Below are 21,205 nucleotides of genomic sequence, written 5' to 3' on the forward strand. Positions count from 1 at the left end.
GCCCGGACGGCGCCCTCTGGTTCACCCGGACGCGCGACCACCGGATCGGCCGCATCACCCCCGACGGCGACCTCACCGACCACGAACTCGACCCCGGCTGCGCCCCGTTCGGCATCACGGCGGGCCCCGACGGCGCGCTCTGGTTCACCGAGACGCAGACCGGCAGGATCGGCCGGATCACCGTCGACGGACAGGCCTCCGCCTTCCCGCTGCCCGTCGAGGACGCCTTCCCCGCCTTCATCACGGCGGGCGCGGACGGGGCCCTGTGGTTCACCCTCAACCGGGCCGCCGCCATCGGCCGCATCACCTGCGGCGGAGAGGTCCGCCTGCACCCGCTGCCCCGGCCGGACGCCGCTCCCGTCGGCATCGCGGCGGGGCCGGACGGATCGGTGTGGTTCACCGACATCGCGGGCGGCCGCGTCGGCCGCCTCCAGCCGGACGGGACGATCACCGAGTACCCGCTCGACGACCCCGCCTCCCGCCCGCACGCCGTGGTCGCCGGGCCCGACGGCGGCTGCTGGTACACCGAGTGGGGGACGGGCCGGCTCGGCCGGATCACCCCGGACGGCCGGGTCACCGGCTACGCGCTGCCGGCCGTCGACACCTCCGGCGGCGCACCCGGTACGACCGCCGCACCCGACGCCACCGCACCCGACGCCACCGCACCCGAACCGCACGGCCTGGCCTTCGGCCCCGACGGCGCCCTGTACGTCGCCCTGGAGGCGGGCGCCGTAGCCCGGTTCGCGCCGTGACCGGCGCGGGCCGGGCAGGGCGGCTCAGGCCCGCCAGATGTTGGCGAAGGCCGCCTTCTCGATGGACCGCCGCTGGCGGACGGCCTCCAGCTCCATGACCGCGTCGCCGACGGCGGCCAGGACGGTGCCGACCTCCTCGTCCTCCGGGTCGGGGTCGGGCCCCGCGCCCGCCCCGGGACCCGTGTCGTCGAGGCCCACGGCCGAGGCGAGGACGGCGAGCACCGGTTCACCGCGCTCACGGCGGTCGAGGGCGCGCCGGCAGTCGGCGGTGTCGGCCGGCTCCACCCGGTCGGAGCCGAAGGGCGAACGGCCGCCGCGGGTGCGCAGGAGCTGCCCCTCCGCCTCCAGGGAGGCGAGGTAGGCGGTGGCGAGGTCCCGCCCCCGCCGCCACAGCCAGTCCTCGACCCGTTCGTAGGGCGTGGTCCGGGTGAGGGCCGAGGCCGCCTCGGCCAGGAGCCGGTCGGCGGCGGCCTCACCGGTCCCGCCCGGCACGATCCGGTCGCCGTCCAGGATGACGGTCCGCGCCGCGATCAGGTCGATCAGCTCCGCGCCCGCGAGGGCGAGCGAGAGATCGCCCTGCCCCACGGGCCGCCGCGCCCCCGGCTCCATCGCGATGACGAACAGGTCCTTCGCGGTACTCATGTACGGCTCCCCTCGCAGACACCGCCGATGGTAGGCACAACCGGCGGCCCCGGGCGTGAGGAACATGGTTTCCGGCGCGCTGCACCCGGCCCGTCGCCGCCGCCGGCAACGTGCGAGGCTGTGATCATGACTGTCGAACCCAGCGCATTCGTCCAGCGGTTGCCGATCGGCGAGCGGATCCCGCTGCCCGAGGGCGGCATCCCGTTCGCGGAGATCTTCCCCTACGAGGGCGACATACGGATCAAGGAGCTGGAGCCCCCCGTCCTGCCCGAGCCGCCGCGTGAGGGTGAGGACGGCGGCCCCTGCCGGGGCTGCGAGGACGGCGGGGCGCCGGTCCTGTGGAGCGACGAGCACTGGAAGGTCCGCGGCTTCGCCGAACCGGAGGGCGTGCCCGCGCAGGTCATGCTGCTGCCCCGGGAGCACGCGGACCTCGCCGACCTGCCCGCCGCACGTGCCGCCGAGCTCGGCGGGATGCTCCAGCGGGTCGAGCGCGCGGTCATGGCGCTGGGCGGGATCGCCCGGGTGCACGTCAACCGGTGGGGCGACGGCGGCTCGCACTTCCACGTGTGGTTCATCGCCCGTCCGGCCGGGATGCTGCAACTGCGGGGCACCTGCCTGCCCTTGTGGGGCGACGTCCTGCCGAAGGTGCCCGCGGCGGAGTGGGCGCAGACCAACCGGCGCATCGCCCTGGCCCTCGCCGAGGAGGGCGGCACGGCACACTACAGCGTCGGGTAGTCGGTGTAGCCGCGGGCGTCTCCGCCGTAGAAGGTGGCCGCGTCCGGGGTGTTGTACGGACCCTGGGTGCGCAGCCGGGCCGGCAGGTCGGGGTTGGAGATGAAGAGGCCGCCGAAGGCGACGACGTCGGCGACGCCCTGGTCGATCAGGGCGAGGGCGCGGTGGTCGGTGGGCCCGTCGGTGGCGGGGTTGAGGACCAGCGGGCCCGAGAACCGCCCGCGCAGGGCGAGGGTGGTTTCGCGGGTGCCGGCGGGCTCCATGACGTGCAGGTAGGCCAGGCCCAGCCCGTCGAGCTCCTTGACCAGGGCCTCGTACGTGGGACGCGGGTCGGGCTCGTCGATGTCGTTGAACGGGTTCCCGGGCGAGACGCGCAGGGCCGTGCGGTCGGCGCCGATCTCGGCGGCCACGGCCTTGACGGCCTCGACGGCGAAGCGGATCCGGTTCTCGGGGGTGCCGCCCCACTCGTCGGTGCGGCGGTTGCTGCCGGGAGCCAGGAACTGGTGGATCAGGTAGCCGTTGGCGCCGTGGAGCTCGACGCCGTCGAAGCCGGCCTCGACGGCGTTGCGGGCGGCGGTGGCGTAGTCGGCCACGGTCTGGCGGACCTCGGCTGCGGTCAGCTCGCGCGGGGTGACGAAGTCCTGGGGGCCGTCGGCGGTGAAGACCTGGCCCTTGGCGGCGACGGGAGAGGCACCGACCGGCACCAGGCCGTCCGGGAGCAGGGACGGGTGGCCGATCCGGCCGGTGTGCATGAGCTGCGCGAAGATCCGGCCGCCGGCGGCGTGCACGGCGTCGGTGACCCGGCGCCAGGCGGCGACCTGCTCGGCGCTGTGCAGTCCCGGGGTGAACGGGTAGCCCTGGCCCACGGCCGAGGGCTGGATGCCCTCGGTGATGACGAGCCCGGCCGAGGCGCGCTGGGCGTAGTACTCGGCCGTCAGCTCCGTCGGCACCGCGCCCGCGGCGGCGCGGCTGCGGGTCATCGGAGCCATCGCGATGCGGTTGGCGAGCTCGGTGCCGCCGACGGTGATCGGTTCGAATGCGCTGGTCATGACTGCCCTCACAGATTCATTGGTCGGCCAAGTATTGACCGCGGTCCCCACCGTACACCCATTCATTGGCCGACCAAGGTAAAATCTCCCCGAGGGTGAGGGCGAGGGCGGAAGGAGAGCCGGACGATGACGACGCACGTCACGCACGTCACGCACGTCGCACAGGAGCAGGGGCACGGACCGGGCGGCGCGGCGGCGCAGGGGTGTCCGGGGCCGCCGAGCGCGGTGCTGGACGGGCCGGTCAGCCATGCCCTGAGCCGGGCGGCCCGGCTCCACCGCATCGCCGCGGGGCGGCTGCTGCGGGACCTGGGTCTGCACCCGGGGCAGGAGTTCCTGATGATGCACCTGTGGGACAACGGGCCCGTACGCCAGTCGGAGCTGATCAAGAGCGTCGGCCTGGACCCCTCCACCGTGACGAAGATGCTCCAGCGCCTCGAACAGGCGGGGCACGTGCGCCGCGGCCCCGACCCGGCCGACCGCCGGGCCTCCCTGGTCGAGGCCACGGAGGCCAGCTGCGGGCTGCTCCAGCAGGTCCGGGAGGCCTGGGCCGAGCTGGAGCGCCGGACCCTGGCCGGGCTGGACGACGCGGAGGGCGCGGAACTGCTGCGGCTGCTGCGGAAGGTGGAGGGGACGCTGTGCGCCGACGCGGCCGCCGACCCGCGGTGCGGGGCCGGGGGCGACGGCCGCTGAGGGGGGGGGCGGGCCGGCGGGCGCCGCCGTCAGGAGAGCTTCACGGCGTCCGGGTTCTCCTTCAGCCAGGCGCGGACGGCCTGCTGCTCCTTGCCCTTGCCGGTCTGCTGGATCTTCGCCTCCAGCCCGGTCAGCTGCTCCTCGGTGAGCTTGAAGTCGCGCAGCCAGCGCGCCACTTCGGGCTCGTCCGCCGCGAACCCCTTGCGGGCGAGGGTGTGGATGCCGTCCCCCTTGCCCCAGGCGCCCTTGGGGTCCTCGAGCTTGGTCAGCCCGTAGGAGGAGTACGCCCAGTGCGGGGACCACAGCGCGACGGCGACGGGCTCCTTCTTCTCGTAGGCCCGCTTCAGCTCGGCGAGCATGCCGGGGGTCGATCCGTCGACGACCTGGTACTCGCCCTCCAGGCCGTACTCCTTCATCACCTTGTCCTTGAGCAGCGCCATCTCGCCGGCGCTCGGCTCGATGCCGATGATCCGGCCCTTGAAGCGGCCGGACTTGCCCTTGAGGTCGGCGAGGGAGCGCACGTCCTTCACGTAGGAGGGGACGGACAGCTCCAGCGAGGTCGGGCCGTACCAGGAGCCGAGGTCCTCCAGCTTGTCCCCGTACTTCTTCCAGTACTGGGCGTGGGTGACGGGCAGCCAGGAGTCGGTCTGGAAGTCGACGCCCCCGCCGGCGAGGCCGGTGTAGAGCGCTCCTGCCTCCAGCTGGCGGGCGTCGACCTTGAAGCCGCGCCGTTCCAGGAGTTCCTTCCAGAGGAAGGTGGAGGCGATGCCCTCGTCCCAGGGGATGTAGCCGAGGGAGATCGTGCGGCCCCGGCCGGTGTCGGCGGCGCCGGCCGCTCCGCCCTCACCCTGCTCGGGTCCGGTGAAGGCGCCCACGGCGCCGGCGGTCAGGGCCAGGACGAGGACCCCGGCGACGGCGTGGACGGGCTGGGGGCGGTGGCCCCACAGCCGGGCCGCGCCGCCGGCGGCCGAGCGGGCGCCTGCCAGGGCGCGGCGGCCGAGCGGGGAGACCTGGCGGCCCAGGGCGCCGGTCATCCGGTCCAGGTACATGGCCAGGATCACGATGGACAGGCCGGCTTCGAAGCCGAGGCCGATGTCGACGTTGCCGATGGCCCGGTAGACGGCGCCGCCCAGGCCGCCGCCGCCCACCATGCCGGCGATGACGACCATGGACAGGCCCAGCATGATGACCTGGTTGACCCCGGCCATGATCGTGGGCAGGGCCAGCGGCAGCTGGAGGCGGAGCAGGACGTCGCGGGGAGCGGTGCCGAAGGCCTCGGCGGCTTCGACGAGTTCGCCGTCGACCTGGCGGATGCCGAGCTCGGTCATCCGTGCGCCGGGCGGCAGCGAGAAGACGATGGTGGCGATGATCCCGGGGACGACGCCCACGCCGAAGAAGATGATGCCGGGGATCAGGTAGACCATGGCGGGCATGGTCTGCATGAAGTCCAGCACGGGGCGCAGGACCGCGCTGGTCCGGTCGGAGCGCGCCGCCAGGATGCCGAGCGGGACGGCGATCACCAGGGTGACGAGGGTCGCGACCAGGACCAGGGACAGGGTGGACATGGCCTCGGACCACAGGCCGAGGGAGTCCACGAGCGCGAGGCCCGCGAAGGCGAGCAGGCCGGCGAGGAGGCCGCGCAGCCACCAGGCGGCGACGGCGAGGATCCCGGCGAACAGCAGCGGGGCGGGCGCCGACAGGGCCGCGTCGATGCCGTCGTCCAGGGTGGTGACGAGGGCGCCGATGGCGTCGAACAGCCAGGAGAGGTGGCGCTGGAGGAAGCCGACGGCGCTGTCGGCCCAGTCTCCGAGGTGCAGGCGGGGCATCAGGCGGCCACCTCCGCGCAGCGGAGCGCGGGGCGCTGCTCGTCGCCGATGAAGCGGACGAGGCGGCCCTGCGGCACGGCGCCGACGACGGTGCCGTCCGCCGCGGTGACGGCGACGGGGTGGGGGACGCGGACGCTGACGGCGCAGACGTCGGCGAGCGGGGTGTCGGCGCTGACCGTCGGGCAGCCGCACGGCGCGGCGCCGGCGGGGGCCGGGGCCATGACGGCGTCGGCCGTGAGCACGCGCGAGCGGTCGACGTCCTGGACGAAGGAGGCGACGTAGTCGTCGGCGGGGCGGGTGAGGATGTCCTCGGCGGTGCCCTGCTGGACGACGCGGCCGTCGCGCATGACGGCGATGCCGTCGCCCAGCCGCATGGCCTCGCCCAGGTCGTGGGTGATGAAGACGATGGTCTTCTTCAGGGTGCGCTGGAGTTCGAGGAGCTGGTCCTGCATGTCGCGGCGGATCAGCGGGTCGAGCGCGCTGAAGGACTCGTCCATGAGGAGGAGGTCGGCGTCGGTGGCCAGGGCGCGGGCCAGGCCCACGCGCTGCTGCATGCCGCCGGACAGCTCGTCGGGCCAGGACTTCTCCCAGCCGCCGAGCCCGCACAGCTCCAGGGCCTCCGCGGCCCTGCGCTCGCGCTCGGCCCGGGGGACGCCCTGGACCTCCAGTCCGTAGCCGGCGTTCTCCAGGACGTTGCGGTGCGGGAACAGCGCGAAGTGCTGGAAGACCATGCTGATCCTGGTGGAGCGGACGCGGCGCAGCTCGCGCGGGTCGAGGGCGGTGAGGTCCTCGCCGTCGAAGAGGACGCGTCCGGAGGTGGGTTCGAGGAGCCCGTTGAGCATGCGCAGCAGGGTGGATTTGCCGGATCCCGACAGGCCCATGACGACGAAGATCTCGCCGGGTTCCACTCTGAACGAGACGTCGATCACAGCCGCCGTCGTACCGTCGGCGCGCAGCGTCTCGCGGTCGGCGCCTTCCTCGAGCGCGCGGACCGCGGCCGCGGCGCCGCCGGGGTTCCTTCCGAACACCTTGTACACGTGCTCGGTCTGGAGCGTGGACACATACACCTCACGGGTCGTACCTGAACCGGCGCGCCACCTCCCGCAGGACGGGGGCGGCGGCGCCGTGGAGCGGGACGGGATCGGCCCGCGTGCGCCCCGCTCCACCCGAACGACCGGAGGGCAGGGCTCCGCTCCAGCGACCCGCCTGCCCGGCCTTCACGCCAGCAAACGCAAAGGTGAGTTACCTCACGTGGCGGCGGTGCGGCGCGGGGCCGGCCCCGGCCTTCGGCTCACTCCGTCAGACGCGTGCGGCGCGGCGGTGGTCGCCAGATGAACGCGTGCGCGATCTCCTCGGCGAAAGGTGTCGTACGCCACTCCTCGGTGATGTCGCGCCAGTACCGGACCACGAATCGACCCGCCCCGCGTCGGGCCCGCAGACCGTGCAGCTCGAAGGCGTGGACGCGCCCGGCGCCCGACAGCAGGACGCCGTGGTCCATGTCCGTCCCGCACGGGAAGAGGTGGACCAGGACCGATTCGGCGGGGTCGATGCCCTGCCCGGGCAGCCACCGCCGCAACCGGACCCACATGTCGTGCGGGCCCGTTCTCATCAACCGGGTACAGGCCACGAATTCTCCCCGGGACGGCACCGAGGAGGGCGGGAGGCCCAGAAGCCGGACGGCCAGTGCCTGCCAGGGCTCGTACGGCTCCGACGGCAGCAACGCGGCGGCGAGCCCCGATGCCCCGGGCGGGGTGAGATCGCCATGCGGCCGGAGGAGCGGCGCGCCGGGCCGCCGTCCTGTGCTCCGCCGGCGGGGAGTTGGCGCCGGACGCCTCATCCGGCTGGGTCGCCTACGCGGCATGGGCCTTTCGTGATGTCGTCATGCCCCGATGATGTCACGCCCGGCCGCAGGGGCCGGTACGGACGTTCGAGGACGGCCTTCTGCCAGGGCGCGCGGATGCGTTCTGCGGGCGCGGCGGGGGGCCGGTCTCATCCGTCGAGTGCGGTGGGGAGTTGCGACCTGCGGCGTATGGCGAGTTTGCGGTAGGTACTCGTCAGGTGGGTTTCGACGGTGCGGCGGGCGACGTGCAGGAGCTCGGCGATCTCGGTGTTGGTCAGGCCGGACGCCGCCAGTTCCGCGGTGCGGCGCTCGCTGTCGGTCAGGGCCCCGGAGCCGGTGCGCGCCGTCGCCGGGATGCGGGCGCCGCCCTCGCGCAGGGCCTGTTCGGCCAGGGCCAGCAGCCTTACGCCGCCTTGGCGTTCGGCCAGGGCCGCGGCCTCGCGCAGCCGGTCGCGGGCGCGTCCGCGGTCGCCCGCGGCGAGGAGCTGGCGGCCCTGGGCGAGGAGGGCCTCGACCAGTTCCATGCCGGCGTCGGCGGGGGCGGTCCGGAGCGTCTCGACCGCCTCCCCGGCGAGTTCCAGCCCGTGCCGGCCCCCGGTGGCGGCGGCGAGGACGCGCAGGGCGCGGCCGACCGTGCGCGGGGTGTTCCACACCCGGGCCAGCCGCAGTTCCTCGCCGGCCAGGGCGAGGGCCTCCTGGCGGGCGCCGAGTGCGAGGCGGCACTGGGCCACCGCGGTCCGCCAGGGGGTGACGACCGGGCTGAGCACCTCCCGGGCGGTCTGGCGCCGGCCGCATTCGAGGAAGTCGTGGAGCGCGCCCGCCGGGTCGCCGGCGGCCAGGCGCTGGACTCCCCGCGCGTAGAGGAAGCGGTTGAGCTGCCAGGAGTCCGGGGCCCGGCTGAGGTCGAAGGCGTCGGCGAGGCGGGCGGCCTCGTCGGCGCGGCCCGTGTGGACGAGGGACATCAGCACGTGGGCGTCCCGGTTGGAGGGTCCGCTGTGGGCGCGGGCGGCGACCACCGCGCCGTCCTCGCGCACGGAGATCAGCCGGGGGACGTCGCCGCGGGCCGCGGCGATGTCGGCGCGGGTGTTGAGCAGCGCGTCCTCCATCGGGTGGAGCAGGGCGGGGTGGCGGCCGGCCAGCCCGCGGTCCACGAGCCGTTCCGCCTCGTCGAGTTCGCCGGCCCATTCGGCGACCGCCGCCGCCGTCCCCAGGAGGAACGGTTCGGCCAGCGGGTCGGAGGGCTGGGCGAGCAGGGCCCGTACCCGGTTCATGGCCTCGCGGGCGGAGATCAGCCCGGCCGTCGATTCGTAGCGCACGAGCAGGGCCCGGCTGGCGGTGCCGACCAGTTCCGGCGCGTGCCGCCCGCTCTCGGAGAGCCTGCGGTAGGTCTCCTGACGGGTCAGCAGGTCGGCGTCGGCGAGCATGGCCGTGGCGGTCTGCACGGTGCGGGTCAGGCCCGGGTGTCCGTCCAGGCTGCCCTCGGTGCGGCGCAGCACCGCCAGGGCGGTGGTCACCTCGCCGCGGCCGACGAGGGCCGTGCCGAGGGCGACGGCCGCGCGGACCCGGTCGGGGGGTGCGGCCGACAGGTGCTGGGCCTCCGCCAGGCGGGCGATCGCCACCGCGCCGCCCGCCGAGGCGTACTCCAGGGAGCCCAGCTCGGTCAGCAGCCGCTGGCGCCGGTCGTCGGAGAGGGGCTCGTCCAGGGCGCGGCGCAGGTAGCCGGCGGCGTCGGCGGGGCGGGCGTCGTGCACGGCGACCGTCGCCGCGTCCCGCAGGACGCGCAGCGCCCACGGCAGTCCGACGCCCGGGGTGCGCAGCAGGTGGGCGGCGACCGCTTCGGCGGGGGCGCCGCGGCGCAGCATCTCCTGCGCGGCCGAGCGGTGCACGGCCTCCCGCCGTACGGTCGGCCACCCGGTCAGCACGGCGTCCCGCAGCAGCGGGTGGGCGTAGCGGGGCAGTCCGGCGGGGTCGGGCCGCAGGAACCCGATGCGGGTCATGGCCGCGAGCCACCCCGCGGCCCGCGCCGGATCGGCCCCGGCCGCCGCGGCCAGAACCCCGACCAGGTCGACGGAATCCGGCCCGCCAAGCCGGCCCGGGATGCCCGGGGCCACGGCGGGCCCGGCCGGGGGTTGTGGTGGCCGGGGCTCCTCCAGGGTTGCGAGGCAGCGGGCCACCTCCGTCGTGGCGGGGCCCGCGGTCTCCAGCCACCAGGCGACCGCCGCCGGGTAGTCGCCGGGGTAGAGCGCGGCGCAGGTGTCCGGGAGCGGGCCGTCGTCGAGGTCGTGGAGGAGGGCGTCCAGGAGGAGGGGGCTGCCGGCCGCCGCCCGGACCAGTTCGGCGGTCCGGGCGGGGCCGGCCTGCGGCCGGGCGGCGCGGACGAGTTCCGCGGCCGACTCGGCGCCGAGCGGGTCGACCGAGTGGGTGCGGACGAGGGACGGGGGCAGGGAGCGCGCGAACCCCTCGTACCGGGGGTCGATGTCGTACTGGCTGCGTTCGGTCACCACGAGGAGCACCGGTAATCGGTCGATGCGGCGCACCGCCTCCCGCAGCCAGCGGCGTGACGGGGCGTCGGCCAGGTGGACGTCGTCCACCGCCACCAGGAGCGGCCCCTCGGCCGCGTGGGCGCGCAGCAGCCGCCAGAGCCGGGCGGCGCTGCCCCGGTCGGCGCCGTCGGGCGCGATGTCGGCGGAGTCCGGTACGGCGGAGAGGAGTTGCAGGACGGTGGCGAAGGGCGCCCCGGTGTCCTCCGGTGAACACCGTGCCCACAGCACCCGCATCCCCCGCTCCTCGGCGTCGCGGACGGCCGCCTCCAGTACGGCGGTCCGGCCGGTGCCGGTGGCTCCCCGGAACAGCACCAGTCCGCCGGAGCCGGAGCGGGCCCGCTCCGTCTCGGCGGCGATCAGGTCGCGGGCGGCGTCGCGTTCGCGGAGCGGTCCGGGCATCGGTGCCTCCTGGGGTCGGTGGTGTGGTGCGGTGTGGTGTGGTGTGCTTTCCGCCAGGCGCGTGGCGTGTTCCGTGTCGTGGTGGTGCGGAGTGGCGTACCTCACCGGACGTCCCGCGCTCTGCCCGCCCGGCGGCGGCACCCGCTGTGACCTGCGGTGACGCGCGCGGGCGCGGCCGGTCTCGTGGTGGTCCGCGGGGTGGTCTCGTGGTGGGGCCCGTGGTGCTCCACGATTGCGGTCCGCGCGGGGCCCGCAGAAGGGTTGAAGGTGCTCATCCGACACCGGCCCGCGCTCCGCGGCGGGTCTCCGAACAGGGGAAACGGTTGCTCAGCTCATCCCGGACCACGCCCTCGTACCCTCCCGCCCCGGGCCGCGCCCCCGGTCTCCCGGACCGGCGCGTCCCCGTGGCGGTGTCCGCCCCCGACCCGGTCAGCCGTGAGGGTGCCGTCGGCCTGCTGCGCAGACACCCGGAGATCGAACTGCGCGAGGTGTCCGGGCCGGACACGGTGGCCCTGCTCGTCGAGGACGCCCTGGACGCGGCGGTCCTGACCCGGCTGCGCCGGATCGTGCGCAGCGAGGGGGCGCGTGCCGTGCTCGTGGTCGGCGCGATGCGCGAGAGCGAGCTGCTGGACGTGGTGGAGTGCGGGGTCGCCGCGATCGTCTGGCGCCGCGAGGCGACCGCCGAGCGGCTGGTGCAGGCGGTGCTGGCCGCGTCCCGGGGTGACGGGGACCTGCCCGCCGATCTGCTCGGCCGGCTGATCCACCAGGTGGGCACGCTGCACCGGGGCGCGGCCGGCAGGACCGGTGCGCCGGCCCTCGGGCTGACGGCACGCGAGGTGGACGTCCTGCGGCTGGTCTCCGAGGGACTCGACACCGGTGAGATCGCGGGCAAGCTCTCCTACTCCGAACGGACCGTCAAGAACGTGATGCACGGGCTCACCACACGGCTCCACCTGCGCAATCGCGCACACGCCGTGGCTTTTGCCCTTCGGGAAGGCTACATCTGACCTTCCGGGCAGCCCCGGGCGGCCCTCGGGGTGCGCCGGGGCAGCGGGCGGTGCCCGGCGGTCGTCCCCCGGGGCCCTGCGGCCCGGGCGGCCGTCCGGGGGACGATAGAGGACCGACGGCGCGGGACGGGAAGATCGGGAGGGCGCGGGCGTGATCCACGAGGTGGACGAGACACTCAAGGGCCTCCTCGGCGGCGGGGCGTTGACGGGTTCGGGCATCGAGGTGTCGCTGGAGGCGCCGACCCGTGACTGGGCGGCGCGCCGCAACGCGCCCGTGGTCAACGCCTACCTGTACGACATCCGGGAGGACGTGGCCCTGCGCCAGCGCGGCCACGTGGCGGTGCGCGAGGGGCGCGACGGGCACGACGTGGTCGTGCGGCGGCGCCGGCCGCCGCGCTGGTTCCGGCTGTCGTACCTGGTGACGGCATGGACGAAGACCCCGCAGGACGAGCACCGGCTGCTGTCCGCCGTGCTGGCCACGCTGCTGCCCCGGGAGCTGCTCGCGCCGGACGAACTGCCGCTCTCCCTGCGGGCGCTGGGACTCTTCGTACCGCTGACGGTGGCCGGCGCCCAGGTGGAGTCGCGGTCGCTCGCCGAGATCTGGTCCGCGCTCGGGGGCGAGCTGAAGCCCTCCCTCGACCTGGCGGTGACGGTGCCGTTCCCGGCCTTCCCGGAGTACGACGCGGGGCCGCCGGTCACCGAGGGCGCCACCGTCCGGTTGGGCGGCCTGGACGGCGCTCCGGCGCTGCCCGAAGGGCGTTCGCACCGGCCCCACCAGGTGGCGGCCGCCCGGGCGGCCCGGGCCTCCCGCCAGGAGCCCGTCCGCCGTCCGGACGCGCGGTGAACGCCCCGTACGTCCTCGCGGAGCCGGGCGCGCGGGAGGGCGCCACCGACGGCACCGACGGCGCCGCCGCGCGCGCCCTGCTGGCCCGGCTCGCAGAGCTGCGCGGACGGGTGTCCGCGCTGGTCGAACGGCGGTCCGCCGGTGATCCCACGGCCGACGACCCGCTGCGCGGCCTCTACCTGTCCGAGGAGGCGGTCCGCCACCTCCTCGACACCTCGCCGGCGGCGCCGGACGCCCCCGCGGCCGGCGCGGTGACGGGCGGGCCGGTGCCCGGTCCCGGCGACCGGCTGGCCCGGCTGGCCGGACGCGGGGGCCTGACGGCGCTCGACGTCGCCCTCCTGCTCGTGGCCCTCGCCCCCGACGTCGACCGGACCTTCGAGCCGCTCTACGGCTACCTCAACGACGACGTGAGCAGGCGCCGGGCCACCGTCGGCCTGGCCCTGGAGCTGTGCGCGGTGCCCGCGCAGTCGGCCGCCGCCCGGGCCCGGCTGCACGTCTGCGCGCCGCTCGCGGCCCTCGGCCTGCTGGAGGTGGAGGAGCCCGAACGCCCCTTCCTGACCCGTTCGCTGCGGGTGCCGGACCGGCTGGTCGGAGGACGGGGTGGATGGAGTCGGGGACGGGAGGTCGCGGGCGGGGATGAGTGACACCATGGCCGACCGGGCCCGGTCGCTGCTCGTGCCCGTGGCGGAGCCGCAGGCACCGGCGGCGGCCGGGCCCGTGCTGCCCGGGCGGCCGGACGCCGAGCGGCCCGCCGTGCACGCGCCCGGTCCGCAGCCGGGGAGCGCGGGCGGTGCGCCCTGCCGGTGGTGCTCCACGCCCAACCGGCCCGACCGCCACTACTGCGTGCGCTGCGCGATGCCGCTGGCCGAGACCGCCGACGCCACCGCACCGACACGGGCGCCCTGGTGGCGCCGTCTCCTCGGCGGACGGCAGCGCGAGACCCCGTGGGCGGGCGACCGCCCCCGGCTGCGCCGCGTCTTCGACCGGATCGGCACCTGGATCACCGTCGCCGTCCTCCTCACGGCCGCCGTCCTGGGCGTCCTCTACCTGCCCGACGGCGTCCGGGCGGCCCTGGACCACTTCGCCCAGCGCGCGCCGGTGGCCCCGGACCGGATCACGGCCTCCCGCTCGTACCCCGGCCACCATCCGGAGCTCGCCTTCGACAAGCGGAGCAACACCTGGTGGGGGCCCGGGGTCTCCCAGTCCGGGCAGGGCGAGTGGATCGAGGTCGGATTCAGCGAACCCGCCCGGCTGCTGGACGTGATCATCACCCCCGGCGTCTCCGCACGGGCCGACGAGATCGGCGAGTCGGCCCTGCCGCACCGCGTCACGGCGACGATCACCGGCAAGGACGGCACGGTCACCACCCGCCGGCTGACCCTGGACCAGGGCGCGGGCGGCCAGCGGCGCCCGTTCCGGGTCGGCGAGGCGACGAAGGTCCGCTTCACCGTCGACTCCGCGCACGCGGCCTCCGCCGACAAGCAGGTCGCCATCGCGGAGATCGAGTTCTTCGGCCCGTCGAGCGCCGGCCGATGAGTTCTCCCGTGTCCGGCGGTCATGGATCATGGCTGGTGCGCGCCGGCCGCCGCGAGGCGGACGACGGCGCACCCGCCGGATCCGGTTGACCACCGTCACACGAGACACCGAGGACCGCAGATGCGCACTCTGATCACCACCGCTTTCATCTCCCTCGACGGCGTCGTCGAGGCCCCGGGCGGCGAACCCGGCTACCGCAACGCCGGATGGACCTTCAAGGACGTCGAGTTCCTTCCGGAGGCCTTCGCCATCAAGGGCGCCGAGCAGAAGGAGGCCACCGCGATGCTCCTGGGCCGGACCAGCTACGAGGCGTTCAGCCCCGTGTGGCCCGGCATGGCGGATTTCGCCGACTACAAGGTGATGCCGAAGTACGTCGTCTCCACCACCCTCACCGAGGAGGACCTGGTGACGAACTGGGGCGAGACGACCATCCTGCGCTCGCTCGACGAGGTCGCCGCGCTCAAGGAGACCGAGGGCGGCCCGATCATCGTCCACGGCAGCGCCACGCTCAACCGGGCCCTGTCGGACGCGGGCCTGATCGACCGCTACCACCTGCTCGTCTTCCCGCTCCTCCTCGGTGCGGGCAAGCGCCTCTTCAGCACGACGGACAAGGACGCCCAGAAGCTGGAGCTGGTCGAGCACGAGGCGTACGCCAACGGCCTGCAGAAGCAGGTCTTCGACGTCGTCCGCTAGCCCGGCGGCGCCCGCAGTAATACGGAGGCGGTTCGCGCGCCGGTCTCGTAGCATCGGCCCGCACCGACCCGTCGAGCAGCTCCCAAGGACTTCGTGAACCACTCCGACCTCCCCGCACTCTCCGGCCTGGTCCCCTCGATCGCGGCCGGCATGGCCGCCTCCGAGCACGGCCCCGACGTCCAGCTGGCCCAGACCCGCCACCGGGCCTCGCTCGTGGCGGGCTGGGGCATCGCTCCGGGTTCGCGCGTCCTCGAACTGGGCTGCGGACAGGGCGACATGACCGCCGTACTGGCGGAAGCGGTCGGACCCGGCGGGCGGGTGGTGGCCGTCGACGTGGCCGACCCCTCCTACGGGGCGCCCGTCACCCTCGGGGAATCCGCCGCCCGGCTGGCCGCGGGGCGGCTCGGGCCGCGCATCGAGTTCCGCTTCGGCACCGACGTCCTCGACCCGTCGGCCGTCTTCCCCGACGGCGCGTTCGACCACGTGGTGCTCGCGCACTGCGCCTGGTACTTCGCCTCGCTCGGACAGCTGCGCGACACCCTGGCCCGGGTGCGTCCGTGGGCGCGGCGGCTCTGCTTCACCGAGTGGGACCTGACGCCCGGGACCGGCGACCGGCTGGCGCACCTGCTGGCCGTGCTGGTCCAGGGCCAGGCCGAGGCAGCGGGCTCGCACGGCGAGGGCAACGTCCGCACGCCCTTCTCCCGTGAGACGCTGCTGCGGCTGCTGCCCGAGGCCGGATGGACGGCCGACGCCTGCACGCCGGTCGACACCGCGGAACTCCAGGACGGCGACTGGGAGGTCGCCTCCTGCCTCGAACTGACGGCGTCGCCGGCCCGGCTGGCCGCCCTCGACGAGCCGCTGCGGCAGCTCGTCCTGAGCCAGGCCGACGTGCTGCGGGCCGTCGCCGCACCGCGGGGCAACCGGGCGCTCGCCGCGTACTCCGTCACCGCCCGCTGAACCCGTCACGCGCCATTACACGGGATGGGGAATTCCGTGGACTCTCATGGGGGTCCGTCCCACCGCCGTTCACCCGGCGGTCCGTTGCCCGTCGCCTCGGGAGAGGAAGTTCGCCCCCATGGAACTGGACGTACCCGATTTCGGAATCCCCTCGCAGCTCGCCGCCCGCATGAGCATGGCCGAGCAGCACGAGTACCTGCGTGCCCGGTTCACCCGGCGCGGCGCACTGCGCGCCGGCGCGGTGACGGCGGCCGTGGCGGGGCTGGGCCTGGGCGCGGGCGCGGCCTCGCCCGCGTACGCGGCGGCCCCGGCGCTGCTCTCCTCCGGGGAGCGGCGCGGAGTCGACGGCTCGCTGGCCGCGCCCTTCGGCCGGCACCTGCAGTACGGGGCCGACCCGAAGACGCAGATGCGGGTCTCCTGGCAGGTGCCGTTCGCGGTCCGCAAGCCCTACCTGCGGGTGGGCACCAGCCCCTGGGCGCTGAGCGTGAAGATCGACGCCGAGGTGCGGCACCTGACCACCCCGGTCCTGAACGGCGGCAAGATCGCCGCGGCGGAGCAGTTCTACCTGCACGCGGCCCTGGACCGGCTGCACCCGGGCCAGACCTACTACTACGGGGTGGGCCACGACGGCTTCGACCCGGCCGACCACCGCAACCTGGGCACGCTGGGCACCTTCACCACGGCTCCCGCCCGCCCCGAGCCCTTCACCTTCACCGCCTTCGGCGACCAGGGCGTCAGCTACCACGCGCTGGGCAACGACGCGGTGCTGCTCGCCCAGAACCCCGCCTTCCACCTCCACGCGGGGGACATCTGCTACGCCGACTCCTCCGGCTCGGGCGGCACCGGCGACACCTACGACGCCCGCGCCTGGGACCAGTTCCTGGCGCAGACCGAGACGGTCGCCAAGACGGTGCCGTGGATGGTGACCACCGGCAACCACGACATGGAGGCCTGGTACTCGCCGCAGGGCTACGGCGGCCAGAAGGCCCGCTGGTCGCTGCCGGACAACGGCCCCGACCCGGTGAACCAGCCGGGCGTGTACTCGTTCGTCCACGGCAACGTCGGCGTCGTCGCGCTCGACGCGAACGACGTCTCGTACGAGATCCCCGCCAACTTCGGCATCAGCGGCGGCCGGCAGACCGCCTGGCTCGACCGGCGCCTGGGCGAGCTGCGGCACAACCGGGACGTGGACTTCGTCGTGGTCTTCTTCCACCACTGCGCCTTCTCCACGACGAGCTCGCACGCCTCCGACGGCGGGGTGCGCGACGTGTGGGTGCCGCTGTTCGAGAAGCACCAGGTGGACCTGGTCGTCAACGGCCACAACCACGTGTACGAGCGGACCGACGCCATCAAGGGGAACAAGGTCGGGCGCAAGGTGCCGATCGGGGAGCGCACGGACCCGACGCGCGACGGCATCGTGTACGTGACCGCCGGCGCGGCCGGGCGCTCGCTGTACAGCTTCCCGGTCCCCGACTCCTACGAGGGGCACGTCGCCGACCGCGACAGCGTGGACACCTTCCGCTGGAACAAGGGGGCGACGAAGGGGGCGGAGACGGTGGAGTGGTCGCGGGTGCGGTACACCAACTACTCGTTCCTCGCGGTCGAGGTGGAGACGGGGCGCTTCCCCAAGCTGAAGGTGAGCGCGCTGGCGGAGACCGGGCAGCGGATCGACCACTTCGAGATCCAGCGCGGCTCCGGCCGCTGAACAGGCCGCGGCGGGCGCCCTGTCGCCGGGGGCGCCCGGGGTGGTAGACCTGCCTCCTGGAACGAAGGGGGGGCGGCCGTGCCGGACATCAGGATCGGGGTCCTCGGATACGGCCTGCGCGGCTCCCTGGCCCGGACGGCACACCGTCCGGGCCGAGGAGCCGTGGTGGCGGCGGTCGCCGATCCCGACCCGCGGGCCCGCGCCGCGGCCGCCGCGGCGTTCCCTGGCGCACGCGTCCTCGCGGGTCCGCAGGAGGTGATCGGGGGGCCCGGGATCGACGCCGTCCTGGTCCTCACCCCCGACCACACCCACGCCGGGCTGACGGTCCGCGCCCTGCGGGCCGGCCGGCCGGTCTTCGTGGAGAAGCCGCTGGACATCAGCGTGGAGCGGTGCGACGAGGTGCTGCGCACGGCGTACGAGACGGGCACCCGGCTGTACGTCGGGCACAACATGCGGCACATGCCGGTGGTCCGGCTGATGCGGGAGCTGATCGGGCGGGGCGCGGTCGGGACCGTGAAGACGGTGTGGATCCGGCACTTCGTGGGGTACGGCGGCGACTGGTACTTCAAGGACTGGCACGCCGAACGCCGTTTCACGCACGGGCTGCTGCTGCAGAAGGCCGCCCACGACCTGGACGTGCTGCACTGGCTGGCCGGCTCCTACACCGAGGACGTGCAGGCCCTGGGCGACCTGATGGTCTACGGCGGGATCCCGCACCGCCGGGCGCCGGGCGAGCCCAAGACGGCCGACTGGTACACGGAGGAGGGGCACTGGCCGCCGGGCAGCCAGCGGGACCTCAACCCGGTGATCGACGTGGAGGACGTGTCGCTGATGAACCTGCGGCTGGGCAACGGGGTCCTCGCCGCCTACCAGCAGTGCCACTTCACCCCTGACTACTGGCGCAACTACACCGTCATCGGGGACGCCGGCCGGCTGGAGAACTTCGGGGACGGCCCGGGCGGCGAGGTCCGGGTCTGGAACGCCCGGCGGTCCTCCTACCGGGCCGAGCCGGACGCCCGCCACCCCGTACCCGCCGCCCCGTCGGACGGCGGGCACGGCGGGGCCGACCCGCTGCTGGTCGACGAGTTCCTGCGCTTCGTCCGCGAGGGCGGGCGCACGGACACCTCCCCCGTCGCCGCCCGGATGGCGGTGGCCGCCGGGTACGGGGCCACGCAGTCGCTGCGGGACGGCGGGACCCCGCGCAGGGTCCCGCCGCTCGATCCGCTGCTGGCCGCCTATTTCGAGAACGGGCAGCGCGGGCCCGCCGGGTGAGGTGCCCTCAGGCGGCGGGGGCGGTGCGGAGCCGGTCGGCCATGGCCGCGATGACCTCGGCGTGGTCGCGGACCAGGTAGAAGTGGCCCGGGGAGAACACCTTCAGCTCGAAGGGGCCTTCCGTGTGTTCGGCCCAGGCGGCGGCCTCGGCCAGGGTGACCTTGGGGTCGTCGGTGCCGACCATGGCCGTCACGGGGCAGCGCAGCCGTTCCCCCGGCGCGGGGGCGTAGGTCTCGGCGGCGCGGTAGTCGGCGCGGATGGCCGGGAGCACCATCCGCAGCACCTCCTCGTCGCCGAGCAGCCGGCTGTCGGTGCCGCTGAGCGCCTTCATCTCCTCGATCAGCCCGTCGTCGTCCCGCAGGTGGACGGTCTCGTGGCGGTACGCGGAGGGGGCGCGGCGGCCGGAGGCGAACAGGGCGGCCGCCACGAGGCCCTTCTCCCGTTCGAAGCGGCGGGCGACCTCGTAGGCGACGGAGGCGCCCATGCTGTGCCCGAAGAAGGCCAGGGGCCGGTCCGCCCAGGGCAGCAGGGCGGTGAAGACCTGCTCGGCGAGTTCTTCGACGCTGTCGACGAGGGGCTCGGCGCGCCGGTCCTGGCGGCCGGGGTACTGGACGCACAGGACGTCGGCGAAGTCCGGCATGGCGCGGGCGACGGGCAGGTAGAAGCTGGCGGAGCCGCCCGCGTGGGGCAGGCAGACCAGGCGGACGGAGCTGTCCGGCCTCGGCTGGAAGCGGCGTATCCACAGGCTGCTGTCGGTGGTGGCGGCGGTCGGGGTGTTCACGGTACGGATCGGGTCCTTTCGAACGGGAGGGGCAGGGGGGTCACGGCAGCTTGAGGATCCACTCGTCGACGGCGGTGGCCGTGGACTCGGCGTGGCGTTCCATCAGCGTGTAGTGGTTGCCGGGGACCTCGGTGACGGTATGGGCGTGTTCGGGGGCGGGCGGCCGGTCGTCGGTGCGGTCCGCGGCGGGGCCTTCGGCCATCGGATCGGTGGCGCGGACGACGAGGGTGGGGGCGGTGGCCTCGGGGGCGTTCCAGTCCTCGAAGAGGGCGAGGTAGCCGCCCATGGCGGTGAGCTGGGTGCCGGGTGCGGAGATGAACTCGAAGCGGTCGGACTGCTCCCGGACCACGGCGGCCTGGAAGCGGTCGCCCATGCCCTGGGTGCGGGTGAAGCTGTCCAGCATCACGATGCCTTCGACGGGCCGGCCCAGCCGCTCCAGCCGGCAGGCGACGGCGTGGGCCACCCAGCCGCCCGAGGAGTAGCCGACGAGGACCACGGGGACGTCGCCCGCGCAGGCGGTGACGGCCCCGACGTGGACCTCGACGAGGGCCTCGACGTCGCGGGGCAGGGCCTCGCCCGGGGCGAAGCCGGGCTCGGGCAGTCCCCAGATGCTGCGCCGGCCGCCGAAGGCCGCCGCGAAGCGGGCGTACTGGTGGACTCCGGAGGGGGCCATGTACGGGCCGAAGCAGACCAGGTGGGGGCCTTCGTCGCCGTGGGCCAGGCGGACCGGTACGGGCCGGTGGCCGTCGGCGTCGGCGGCGTCGAAGGCGGGCCGCAGCCGGGCCGCGGCGGTGAGCATCCCGATGCCTTCGGTGAGGCGGCCGGTCTCGCCCGCCCGCCGGTAGAGGTCGACGAGCAGGTCCTCCCCGGCGGCCTCGGCGGCCGGGGCGGCGGGTGCGGCGCCGGGGCGCAGGGCGGGCAGTTGCAGGAGGTGGGCGGTGAGGGCGGCGGGGGTGGTGTGGTCGAAGACCAGGGTGCCGGGGAGCTTCACGCCGGTGGCCCGGCCGAGCCGCTTGGCGAGCTGGACGGCGGTGAGCGAGTCGAAGCCGAGTTCGAGGAAGACCTGCCGCTCCCCCACCGCGTCGGCGGACGGGTGGCCGAGGACCGCGGCGGCCTCGGAGCGGACGAACTCCAGCACGGCCGGGGCCGGGTCGGCTCCGCCGAGTGCGGCGAGCCGGCGCGGCAGGGGCGGTGCGGAGTCGGCCGGGGTGTGCGTGCCGTCCTCCTCGGCGGCCGTCAGGCGGCGCACCTCGGGCAGGTCGGCGATGAGGGGGCTGGGCCGGGCGGCGGTGAAGCCGGGGACGAACCGGGTCCAGTCCAGCTGGGCGACGACCGCGGTGGTCTCGCCGCGTTCCACCGCCCGGCGCAGGGCCAGTACCCCGAGGGCGGGGTCGATGGGGTCGAGTCCGCGCAGCCGCAGCCGCTCCTCGGCGGCCCCGTCGACCATGCCGCCGCCGCCCCAGGCTCCCCAGGCCACGGAGGTGGCGGTGCGGCCGCGGGCCCGGCGGTCCTCGGCGAGGGCGTCGACCAGGGCGTTGGCGGCCGCGTACCCGGCCTGGGCCCCGCTGCCCCAGGCGGCGGCTCCGGAGGAGAACAGGACGAAGGCGTCGAGTTCCCGGTCGGCGAGGAGTTCGTCCAGGTGGGCGGCGCCGGCGGACTTCGCCCCGAGGAGGGCGCCGAGGTCGGCGACGCAGGTGTCGGCGAGCATCGCGGGGGTGCCGGTGCCGGCGGCGTGGACGACGGCGCTCAGCGGGGGCAGGGCGTCGAGGGAGTCCAGCAGCCGGGCCACGTCCGCGCGGTCGGCCAGGTCGCAGGCGGCCAGGGTCACCCCGGCGCCCAGGGCCCGGAGTTCGGCGGCCAGTGCGGCGGCGCCTTCGGCGTCGGGGCCGCGGCGGCCGGCGAGCACCAGGTGGGCGGCTCCGGCGCCGGCGAGCCAG

Annotated in this window: 18 protein-coding genes and 1 pseudogene; 11 read left to right on the plus strand and 8 right to left on the minus strand. The window is 75.1% G+C overall.

Going from position 1 to position 21,205, the window contains the following annotated elements; all coding sequences use genetic code 11:
* Window positions 1-752, plus strand: a 752-nt coding sequence (locus ACFVXK_RS27310) for a virginiamycin B lyase (RefSeq protein ID WP_389616146.1), incomplete at its 5' end; no start/stop codon positions are given.
* 24 nt (window positions 753-776) lie between these two features.
* On the opposite strand, the gene ACFVXK_RS27315 is transcribed toward ACFVXK_RS27310, so the two are convergent.
* Complete coding sequence (locus tag ACFVXK_RS27315; protein ID WP_389616149.1) at window positions 777-1,394, minus strand: GPP34 family phosphoprotein; 618 nt, start codon at window positions 1,392-1,394, stop codon at window positions 777-779.
* A gap of 126 nt (window positions 1,395-1,520) precedes the next feature.
* Here ACFVXK_RS27315 and ACFVXK_RS27320 point away from each other — a divergent pair, with 126 nt between their 5' ends.
* Window positions 1,521-2,129: a hypothetical protein gene (locus ACFVXK_RS27320; RefSeq protein ID WP_389616152.1), complete on the plus strand. Its 609-nt coding sequence runs from the start codon at window positions 1,521-1,523 to the stop codon at window positions 2,127-2,129.
* Here ACFVXK_RS27320 and ACFVXK_RS27325 read toward each other — a convergent pair.
* Window positions 2,114-3,175: an alkene reductase gene (locus ACFVXK_RS27325; RefSeq protein ID WP_389616155.1), complete on the minus strand. Its 1,062-nt coding sequence runs from the start codon at window positions 3,173-3,175 to the stop codon at window positions 2,114-2,116. The genes ACFVXK_RS27320 and ACFVXK_RS27325 overlap by 16 nt on opposite strands.
* Before the next feature lie 126 nt (window positions 3,176-3,301).
* On the opposite strand from ACFVXK_RS27325, the gene ACFVXK_RS27330 reads away from it, so the two are divergent.
* A complete protein-coding gene (locus ACFVXK_RS27330) occupies window positions 3,302-3,865 on the plus strand; it encodes a MarR family winged helix-turn-helix transcriptional regulator (RefSeq protein ID WP_389616158.1) in 564 nt (187 codons plus the stop codon).
* A gap of 29 nt (window positions 3,866-3,894) precedes the next feature.
* Here the strand turns inward: ACFVXK_RS27330 and ACFVXK_RS27335 are convergent, their stop codons facing one another.
* The 4 genes from ACFVXK_RS27335 to ACFVXK_RS27350 form a co-directional block, all read right to left on the minus strand.
* On the minus strand, window positions 3,895-5,691 hold the full coding sequence (locus ACFVXK_RS27335) for an ABC transporter permease/substrate binding protein (RefSeq protein ID WP_389616161.1): 1,797 nt from the start codon (window positions 5,689-5,691) through the stop codon (window positions 3,895-3,897).
* Window positions 5,691-6,752 carry a glycine betaine/L-proline ABC transporter ATP-binding protein gene (locus ACFVXK_RS27340; RefSeq protein ID WP_389616164.1) on the minus strand — a complete coding sequence of 354 codons (1,062 nt, stop codon included), beginning with the start codon at window positions 6,750-6,752 and terminating at the stop codon, window positions 5,691-5,693. The genes ACFVXK_RS27335 and ACFVXK_RS27340 overlap by 1 nt, the downstream gene beginning before the upstream one ends.
* A 230-nt stretch (window positions 6,753-6,982) precedes the next feature.
* The gene (locus tag ACFVXK_RS27345; RefSeq protein ID WP_389616167.1) at window positions 6,983-7,300 is read right to left on the minus strand and encodes a hypothetical protein; all 318 of its coding nucleotides are present in this window, start codon (window positions 7,298-7,300) and stop codon (window positions 6,983-6,985) included.
* Window positions 7,301-7,680: 380 nt separating this feature from the next.
* Complete coding sequence (locus tag ACFVXK_RS27350) at window positions 7,681-10,473, minus strand: AAA family ATPase (RefSeq protein WP_389616170.1); 2,793 nt, start codon at window positions 10,471-10,473, stop codon at window positions 7,681-7,683.
* Window positions 10,474-10,796: 323 nt separating this feature from the next.
* On the opposite strand from ACFVXK_RS27350, the gene ACFVXK_RS27355 reads away from it, so the two are divergent.
* The 8 genes and pseudogenes from ACFVXK_RS27355 to ACFVXK_RS27390 all read left to right on the plus strand — a co-directional run bounded on the left by ACFVXK_RS27355 (window position 10,797) and on the right by ACFVXK_RS27390 (window position 18,487).
* Window positions 10,797-11,480 carry a LuxR C-terminal-related transcriptional regulator gene (locus tag ACFVXK_RS27355; protein WP_389616173.1) on the plus strand — a complete coding sequence of 228 codons (684 nt, stop codon included), beginning with the start codon at window positions 10,797-10,799 and terminating at the stop codon, window positions 11,478-11,480.
* A 151-nt stretch (window positions 11,481-11,631) separates the two neighbouring features.
* A complete protein-coding gene (locus ACFVXK_RS27360) occupies window positions 11,632-12,324 on the plus strand; it encodes a DUF4255 domain-containing protein (RefSeq protein ID WP_389616176.1) in 693 nt (230 codons plus the stop codon).
* A 77-nt stretch (window positions 12,325-12,401) separates the two neighbouring features.
* Window positions 12,402-12,917, plus strand: a pseudogene (locus tag ACFVXK_RS27365) (ATP-binding protein); the annotation flags it as partial.
* Between the two features lie 43 nt (window positions 12,918-12,960).
* Window positions 12,961-13,860 carry an NADase-type glycan-binding domain-containing protein gene (locus ACFVXK_RS27370; protein WP_389616179.1) on the plus strand — a complete coding sequence of 300 codons (900 nt, stop codon included), beginning with the start codon at window positions 12,961-12,963 and terminating at the stop codon, window positions 13,858-13,860.
* A gap of 120 nt (window positions 13,861-13,980) precedes the next feature.
* Window positions 13,981-14,553, plus strand: coding sequence for a dihydrofolate reductase family protein (locus tag ACFVXK_RS27375; RefSeq protein WP_389616182.1), 573 nt, complete (start codon window positions 13,981-13,983; stop codon window positions 14,551-14,553).
* Between the two features lie 93 nt (window positions 14,554-14,646).
* Window positions 14,647-15,510 carry a class I SAM-dependent methyltransferase gene (locus tag ACFVXK_RS27380; protein WP_389616185.1) on the plus strand — a complete coding sequence of 288 codons (864 nt, stop codon included), beginning with the start codon at window positions 14,647-14,649 and terminating at the stop codon, window positions 15,508-15,510.
* Window positions 15,511-15,634: 124 nt separating this feature from the next.
* Window positions 15,635-17,215 carry a purple acid phosphatase family protein gene (locus ACFVXK_RS27385; protein ID WP_389616197.1) on the plus strand — a complete coding sequence of 527 codons (1,581 nt, stop codon included), beginning with the start codon at window positions 15,635-15,637 and terminating at the stop codon, window positions 17,213-17,215.
* Between the two features lie 78 nt (window positions 17,216-17,293).
* Window positions 17,294-18,487 carry a Gfo/Idh/MocA family protein gene (locus tag ACFVXK_RS27390; protein WP_389616188.1) on the plus strand — a complete coding sequence of 398 codons (1,194 nt, stop codon included), beginning with the start codon at window positions 17,294-17,296 and terminating at the stop codon, window positions 18,485-18,487.
* A 7-nt stretch (window positions 18,488-18,494) separates the two neighbouring features.
* Here the strand turns inward: ACFVXK_RS27390 and ACFVXK_RS27395 are convergent, their stop codons facing one another.
* Complete coding sequence (locus ACFVXK_RS27395; RefSeq protein WP_389616191.1) at window positions 18,495-19,268, minus strand: thioesterase II family protein; 774 nt, start codon at window positions 19,266-19,268, stop codon at window positions 18,495-18,497.
* 40 nt (window positions 19,269-19,308) lie between these two features.
* Window positions 19,309-21,205 (minus strand): KR domain-containing protein (locus ACFVXK_RS27400; protein WP_389616194.1); only part of this gene is annotated, 1,897 nt, incomplete at its 5' end.

The sequence above is a fragment of the Streptomyces sp. NPDC058157 genome (genome assembly GCF_042884105.1).
Taxonomy (GTDB): domain Bacteria; phylum Actinomycetota; class Actinomycetes; order Streptomycetales; family Streptomycetaceae; genus Streptomyces.

What these genes read in the sequence shown, in the direction of transcription:
- ACFVXK_RS27325 (WP_389616155.1), bottom strand. Translation starts at nt 3,175, where the DNA reads ATGACCAGCGCATTCGAACCGATCACCGTCGGCGGCACCGAGCTCGCC.
- ACFVXK_RS27345 (WP_389616167.1), bottom strand. Translation starts at nt 7,300, where the DNA reads ATGAGAACGGGCCCGCACGACATGTGGGTCCGGTTGCGGCGGTGGCTG.
- ACFVXK_RS27320 (WP_389616152.1), top strand. Translation starts at nt 1,521, where the DNA reads ATGACTGTCGAACCCAGCGCATTCGTCCAGCGGTTGCCGATCGGCGAG.
- ACFVXK_RS27330 (WP_389616158.1), top strand. Translation starts at nt 3,302, where the DNA reads ATGACGACGCACGTCACGCACGTCACGCACGTCGCACAGGAGCAGGGG.
- ACFVXK_RS27335 (WP_389616161.1), bottom strand. Translation starts at nt 5,691, where the DNA reads ATGCCCCGCCTGCACCTCGGAGACTGGGCCGACAGCGCCGTCGGCTTC.
- ACFVXK_RS27315 (WP_389616149.1), bottom strand. Translation starts at nt 1,394, where the DNA reads ATGAGTACCGCGAAGGACCTGTTCGTCATCGCGATGGAGCCGGGGGCG.
- ACFVXK_RS27375 (WP_389616182.1), top strand. Translation starts at nt 13,981, where the DNA reads ATGCGCACTCTGATCACCACCGCTTTCATCTCCCTCGACGGCGTCGTC.
- ACFVXK_RS27370 (WP_389616179.1), top strand. Translation starts at nt 12,961, where the DNA reads ATGAGTGACACCATGGCCGACCGGGCCCGGTCGCTGCTCGTGCCCGTG.
- ACFVXK_RS27350 (WP_389616170.1), bottom strand. Translation starts at nt 10,473, where the DNA reads ATGCCCGGACCGCTCCGCGAACGCGACGCCGCCCGCGACCTGATCGCC.